The following is a 5,281-nucleotide window of genomic DNA, read 5'->3' as shown; positions in this document are numbered from 1 at the left end:
CCCTGCCAGAACAGCAAGGTGGCGAACAAAATCAGCCACGGCACCAGCGCCATAAAAAAGGCATTGGACACCACGCTCACCAGATAGCCGCCGCCGATGCCCCCTGCCACGCTGGCGATGGCCAGCGGCAGCAGCGCCTGCTGGCCGCGCAGTTCGCGCCGCATGGCCAGACTGGACGAGACATAGCCCGGCCACTGCGCGACCGAGCTGGTGGCATTGGCCACCACCGGCGGCAGGCCGGCGGCGACCAGCACCGGAAAGGTGATCAGCGTGCCGCCACCGGCCACCGCATTCAGCGTGCCGGCCACAAATCCGGTGCCGAACAGCAGGGCAGCCAGCGCCGGGCTCATTGTCCGCCCGTTACATAGGCGGCAATCACGCCGGCGATGCGTACTACGTCGGCCGCCGAGATCTGCCAGTGAGTGACGATGCGCATCTGCCCGTCTTCCGGCGGATTAGCCTTGATACCGGCGGCGTGCAGCGCCGCCATCAGGCCGTCCACGTCGATGGAAGGCGCCAGTGCAAACCACACCATATTGATATGCACGGCGGCGGGATCAAGGCTCACCCCCGGAATTGCCGCCAGATGCCCGGCCAGCAAGCGGGCGTTGGCGTGATCATCGGCCAGCCGCGCCGTCATGTCGCGCAAGGCGACGATGCCCGGTGCGGCAATCACGCCGGCCTGACGCAGGCCGCCGCCCATCAGCTTGCGGTTGCGCCGCGCGCGCGCGATAAAGTCGGCGCTACCGGCCACTATCGAGCCCACCGGCGCGGCCAGGCCCTTGGACAAACAGCACATCACCGTGTCGGCGTGCTGCGTGATGTCTTGCACGTCGCAGCCCAGATGCACGGCGGCGTTAAATACGCGTGCGCCGTCCAGATGCACCGGCACGCCGTGGCGGCGGGCGATGGCGGCCGTTTCCGCCATCACCGCCAGCGGCACCACGCGCCCGCTGGAGTGGGCGTTTTCCACACAGATCAGGCCGGTTTTTGGCCAGTGGATATCGCTGCCAACGCGGATACGCTTGGCGATTTCGGCCGGGTCCATCACCCCGTGGTCGCTGGCGATGGTGCGTAGCTGCACGCCGGCAATCACCGCTGCGCCGCCGGTTTCGTGCCAGACGATATGGCAGTCGTCGCCCAATATCACTTCATCGCCGCGCTGGCAGTGGGTCAACAGTGCCAGCTGGTTGCCGAAGTTGCCGCTAGGTACGAACAGCGCCGCGTCCTTGCCCAGCATCCGGGCGGCCAGCACTTCCAGCTCGGTCACTGTCGGGTCGTCGCCATAAACATCGTCGCCAACCACGGCGCTAAACATGGCCTCACGCATGGCTGGTGTGGGTTGGGTCACGGTATCGCTGCGTACATCTAGCCATTGCATGGTGTATTCCTTGTCTGAAACAGCAAAACGGCAACCCTAGGGCTGCCGTTTTGCTGTGGCGTGCTTATCGGATGGATGAGCCGATTGTGACAGCACTTACGTCATGTCGTCATCTTGCATCAGGCACCAAAAGCCTGACGAATCTCCTCGGCGCGGCGGGTGGCCAGATTGATGCCCTCAAGGTCCATGGTGATATTGGTCGCGCACTTGCTGCACAGAATGTCTTCGTCCGGGGACAGTGAGGTGAGATGGTGCCGGTTTTCATGCCCGCACTTGGCACAGGCGATGACTACGGTCGCGTTGTTGCGCTTGTCAAAGTCGATATCGAACGACGGCTGTGGCTTCATGTAAGCTCCTCATACGGACAAAATCATGTGTCCGTCGGCGTATGCCGCGAACCCTCTCAGGCTAGGCTACACGCTAAACTCTTGCCATGAATCAATCACTTGGCTGGCCGCAGGCCGGGCTTTTCGGTATCCTTCGCGCCTTTGCCGCGAGATGGAGAGACCCATGCATGACGCCGACCTTGAACGCCGCTTTGGCGGGATTGCCCGCCTGTACGGCGACGCCGCGCTGGCCCGTTTTCAGGGGGCCCATGTGTGCGTGGTGGGCGTCGGTGGCGTCGGCTCGTGGGCAGTGGAAGCGCTGGCGCGCAGCGCCATCGGTACGCTCACCCTGATTGATCTGGACAATATCGCCGAATCGAACACCAACCGCCAGTTGCCGGCGCTGGACCCCAACTACGGTATGGCCAAGGTGACGGCGCTGGCCGAGCGCGTGCGCGCGATCAACCCGGCGTGCGTGGTGCACGAGATCGAGGATTTCGTCACCGAAGAGAATATGGATGCGCTACTGGGGCAGGCTTACGATTTCGTGATCGACTGCATGGACGGCTTGCGGGTGAAAACGGCGATGGCGGCATGGTGCGTGAAAAAGCGCCAGCCCTTTGTAGTGTCCGGCGGTGCCGGCGGCCAGATGGACCCGACGCAGATCCGGCTGGCCGACCTGTCCGAAGTCACTTACGACCCGCTGCTGTCCAAGCTGCGCTACAACCTGAAAAAATATCACGGCTTCAACCGCGAGCCGGGCAAGAAGCTGCGCGTGCCCTGCATCTACTCGACCGAACAGCTGGTTTATCCCGCCGCCAAAAGCTGCGATGCGCCCACGGCACAGGCCCCGCAAGGCCTGTCCTGCGCCGGCTTTGGTGCCAGCATGACCGTCACCGCCAGCTTCGGCATGGCGGCAGCAGCCTACGTGCTGCGCCAGATGGCGAAAAAGGCGTAGGACTCGGGATTGGGGAATGGGGATTGGGGAATAACCCCCCTATTCCCTATTCCCTATTCCCTATTCCCTCAGCCCGCAAAATGACAGGCACAGCGCGTGCCGTTTTCCAGCATGCGGAATGCCGGTACTTCGGCCGCGCAGCGCGCCTCTGCCTCGGGGCAACGGGTGCGAAATACACAGCCGGACGGCGGGCTGATCGGGCTGGGGATGTCGCCCTGTAACAGGCGCACTTCCTTTTGGCGCTCCAGCACCGGGTCAGGAATCGGAATCGCCGACAGCAAGGCGCGGGTATAGGGATGGCGGGGCTGGGCATACAGCACCGCCTTCTCGGCCAGCTCCATCTCGCGCCCCAGATACATCACCAGAATGCGGTTGGAGATATGCTTGACCACCGCCAGATCGTGCGCAATGAAGATCAGCGCCAGCCCCATTTCCTGCTGCAGCGATTTCAGCAGGTTGATGATCTGTGCCTGGATAGACACGTCCAGCGCCGACACCGGCTCGTCGCAGATAATCAGCTTGGGCTCGAGGATCAGCGCGCGCGCAATGCCGATACGCTGGCACTGGCCGCCGGAAAACTCGTGCGGATAGCGGTTGATCATCTCGTCGCGCAGGCCCACCTTCTTCATCATCGCGCGCACCCGCTGCATCACCTCGTCGGCCGACAGCTCCGGCCGATGCACCTTGAGCGGTTCGCCGATGATGCGCGCGATGGTCATGCGCGGGTCCAGGCTGGCCAGCGGGTCCTGGAAAATCATCTGGATATCGCGGCGCACCGCGTGCCAGTCACGGGCGCTGCCGCCGGTCAGCGTCTTGCCCAGCCACATGATTTCACCGCTGGACGCCGGAATCAGGTTGAGGATGGCGCGCGCCAGCGTGGACTTGCCGCAGCCGGATTCACCTACCACGCCCAGCGTCTCGCCGGGGTAAAGATCAAAGCTGACCCCGCCGACCGCCTGGAGGCCTTTCTTCGCCGTCCACGGCCAGGCACCGGCCGGGGTGATCTGGAAATTGACCTTGAGGTCGCGTACCGACAATAGCGCTTCAGCCATGGACGGCCTCCTCTTGCTTCATCACGAGTTCGGGTGCGCGGTGGCAGGCGCGCAGGATGGCACCGGCTGGCGCCAGCGGCGGAAGCTCGGCCGCACAGCGCGCATCGGCCATGCTGCAACGCTCGCTAAACGGGCAGCCCTTGGGCAGACGCGCCATATTCGGCGGGTTGCCGGGGATGCTGACCAGCTCGGCGGTGTCGTGATCCAGCCGCGGCAGGGCACCGAGCAAGCCGATGGTGTAGGGGTGGGTCGGCCGGTAGAAGATCTCTTCGGCGCTGCCCTGCTCCATCACCCGCCCGCCGTACATCACCATCACCTGCTCGCACAGGCCGGCGACTACGCCCAGATCATGGGTAATCATCACGATGGCGGTACCGAAATCGCGCTGCAGCTCCTTGAGCAGCGCCAGGATCTGCGCCTGCACCGTCACGTCCAGCGCGGTAGTCGGCTCGTCGGCCACCAGCACCTCGGGCTCGGTCAACAGCGCCATCGCGATCATCACCCGCTGGCGCATACCGCCGGAAAACTCGTGCGGGTACATATCGATACGCCGCGCCGCCTCGGGGATGCGCACCGCATCCAAAAGCTCGATGGCACGCTTGCGCGCATCGCGCCGGCACATGCCCTTGTGCAGCTGCAGCACCTCGGTCATCTGGCGCTCTACCGTCAGATAGGGGTTGAGCGAGGTCATCGGGTCCTGAAAGATCATCGCCACGCGGTTGCCGCGTATCTTGTTCAGCGCCGATGTTTTCATCGTCAGCAGGTCTTGCCCGTTGTACAGCGCCTCGCCGCTGGCGCGGCCGTTTCTGGCCAGCAGGCCCATCATCGCCAGCACGGTCTGGCTCTTGCCCGAGCCGGACTCACCGACGATGCCCAGCGTCTGGCCGCGCTCCAGCGCAAAGCTGACGCCGTTGACGGCGAATACCGCGCCGTCGCCGGTCTGGAACTCGACGCCCAGATTGTTTACTTGCAACAAACTCATGATGCTTCCTCAGCGGTCCTTGGGGTCGAGCGCGTCACGCATGCCGTCACCGATGTAATTGGCACAATACAGCGTCAGCGACAGCAAGACGCCGGGGAACAGCAGCATCCACGGCGTGGTTTCCATCACCCCGGTGCCCTCCTCGATCAGCACGCCCCAGCTGGTCATCGGCTCCTGCACCCCGAGGCCGAGGAAAGACAGCACCGATTCGGTCAGGATCACGCCCGGCACCGTCACCGTGGTGTAGATCACCACGATGCCCAACAGGTTGGGCACGATATGGCGGAAGATAATCGCCGGAGTCGATACGCCGATGGCGTGCGCAGCCTCGATATACTCGCGCGACTTGATCGCCAGCGTCTGCCCGCGCACCACGCGCGCCATGTCCATCCACGAAAACACGGTAATGGTCAGCACTACCAGATAAAACTCGCGCCCGAGCAGGGTCACCATCAGGATGGCGATCAGCAGATAAGGCACGGCATACATCATGTCGACCAGACGCATCATCAGGGTATCGACCCGGCCGCCGATAAAGCCGGCGGTCGCCCCCCAGGCAATGCCGATGGCCACCGAGGCGAT

At 63.9% G+C, this 5,281-nt stretch carries 7 protein-coding genes; 1 reads left to right on the top strand and 6 read right to left on the bottom strand.

Going from position 1 to position 5,281, the window contains the following annotated elements; translation table 11 throughout:
* From ACRC1E_RS04315 to ACRC1E_RS04305, 3 genes are all read right to left on the bottom strand, one after another.
* On the bottom strand, positions 1 to 350 hold a 350-nt coding region (locus ACRC1E_RS04315; RefSeq protein WP_438513878.1), incomplete at its 3' end, for a sulfite exporter TauE/SafE family protein.
* The gene (gene ltaE, locus ACRC1E_RS04310; protein ID WP_438513877.1) at positions 347 to 1,381 is read right to left on the bottom strand and encodes a low-specificity L-threonine aldolase; all 1,035 of its coding nucleotides are present in this window, start codon (positions 1,379 to 1,381) and stop codon (positions 347 to 349) included. The genes ACRC1E_RS04315 and ltaE, both read right to left, overlap by 4 nt.
* Before the next feature lie 119 nt (positions 1,382 to 1,500).
* Positions 1,501 to 1,728, bottom strand: a complete 228-nt coding sequence (locus ACRC1E_RS04305; RefSeq protein ID WP_438513876.1) for a hypothetical protein — start codon at positions 1,726 to 1,728, stop codon at positions 1,501 to 1,503.
* A 163-nt stretch (positions 1,729 to 1,891) separates the two neighbouring features.
* Between ACRC1E_RS04305 and ACRC1E_RS04300 the strand changes: the two genes are divergently transcribed.
* Positions 1,892 to 2,665: a tRNA threonylcarbamoyladenosine dehydratase gene (locus ACRC1E_RS04300; protein ID WP_438513875.1), complete on the top strand. Its 774-nt coding sequence runs from the start codon at positions 1,892 to 1,894 to the stop codon at positions 2,663 to 2,665.
* Positions 2,666 to 2,733: 68 nt separating this feature from the next.
* Here ACRC1E_RS04300 and oppF read toward each other — a convergent pair whose 3' ends face one another.
* The 3 genes from oppF to ACRC1E_RS04285 form a co-directional block, all read right to left on the bottom strand.
* Positions 2,734 to 3,717: a murein tripeptide/oligopeptide ABC transporter ATP binding protein OppF gene (gene oppF / locus ACRC1E_RS04295; protein ID WP_438513874.1), complete on the bottom strand. Its 984-nt coding sequence runs from the start codon at positions 3,715 to 3,717 to the stop codon at positions 2,734 to 2,736.
* On the bottom strand, positions 3,710 to 4,699 hold the full coding sequence (locus ACRC1E_RS04290) for an ABC transporter ATP-binding protein (RefSeq protein ID WP_438513873.1): 990 nt from the start codon (positions 4,697 to 4,699) through the stop codon (positions 3,710 to 3,712). The genes oppF and ACRC1E_RS04290 overlap by 8 nt, the downstream gene beginning before the upstream one ends.
* 9 nt (positions 4,700 to 4,708) lie before the next feature.
* Positions 4,709 to 5,281, bottom strand: a 573-nt coding sequence (locus ACRC1E_RS04285) for an ABC transporter permease (RefSeq protein WP_438513872.1), incomplete at its 5' end; no start/stop codon positions are given.

Origin of the sequence: Craterilacuibacter sp. (assembly GCF_051659485.1) — a bacterium.
Classification (GTDB): Bacteria; Pseudomonadota; Gammaproteobacteria; order Burkholderiales; family Chromobacteriaceae; genus Craterilacuibacter.
Note: the sequence above shows the minus strand (reverse complement) of the source record. Positions and strands in the feature narration are given on the sequence as shown.